This window comes from Pseudodesulfovibrio pelocollis, assembly GCF_030282845.1.
Classification (GTDB): domain Bacteria; phylum Desulfobacterota; class Desulfovibrionia; order Desulfovibrionales; family Desulfovibrionaceae; genus Pseudodesulfovibrio; species Pseudodesulfovibrio pelocollis.
In genome coordinates this window covers 1-765 of sequence record NZ_JASTWE010000115.1, presented here as the reverse complement: position 1 = coordinate 765, position 765 = coordinate 1, and the positions used below count along the sequence as shown (strand labels likewise).

At 50.7% G+C, this 765-nt stretch carries 2 protein-coding genes; one reads left to right on the top strand and one right to left on the bottom strand.

All coding sequences use genetic code 11. The features are described from left to right. Positions 1 to 210, top strand: a 210-nt coding sequence (locus QQS14_RS16435; RefSeq protein WP_285908101.1) for a hypothetical protein, incomplete at its 5' end; no start/stop codon positions are given. A 76-nt stretch (positions 211 to 286) separates the two neighbouring features. Here QQS14_RS16435 and QQS14_RS16430 read toward each other — a convergent pair. Next, the coding region (locus QQS14_RS16430) for a response regulator (RefSeq protein WP_285908100.1) at positions 287 to 765 on the bottom strand (479 nt) is incomplete at its 5' end.

Here is a 765-nt window from a genome sequence, read left to right as displayed (position 1 = left end):
AAAAAATATTCTCATTATCACACCCAACACCCAGCACTGGTGACACCTTCTCATTCAATTCATTTTGCCCCAGTTTGCCCACAATACACCTGTAACAAGGGAAGTAAATCCCATTATTTTCATTATTATCTGCCAATTATAATGGAAGCGGTCGGTGCTGTATGCGGCAAACAGTATTTCCAACCGGCGAAACGAAAGCATAACACGTGAAGTATGCCCATTTGTCAGCTTCATGTGTGACTGTGGACCACCCGTGGGCAATAGGCAGGAAAAGTTGAGTGAAAAATCAGGTGCCAGACAAACGCCCCAGCAGTTCCAGGAGTTCATCGATTTCCACCGGCTTGGTGAGGTAGTTGTCCATTCCGGCCTCAAGAAAACGTTCTCTGTCTCCCACCATGGCATAGGCGGTCAAGGCCACTATGGGAATACTCGCATTCTTCATGCCCGCATCTCCCCGCCTGATGGCCCTGGTGGCGGCGACCCCGTCCATGACCGGCATCTGGACATCCATGAATATTATGTCGAAAGAATCGTCGTTCAGTGCCTCAAGGGCACGCTTTCCATTTTCGGCGACCGTGACGCGATGCCCGTATTTCTCAAGAAGTCTGCGAACGGCGATCTGGTTGACCTTCTCATCTTCCGCCAAGAGAACATGGTAATTCTTGATGCCACGCCCATCACTCTGGGGGGCCTCGGTTGCCTTCTCGGGCTCGGACTGAACCCGATCAAAGGTAAGACAGAAATGGAAGGTGGTTCCTTCTCCTG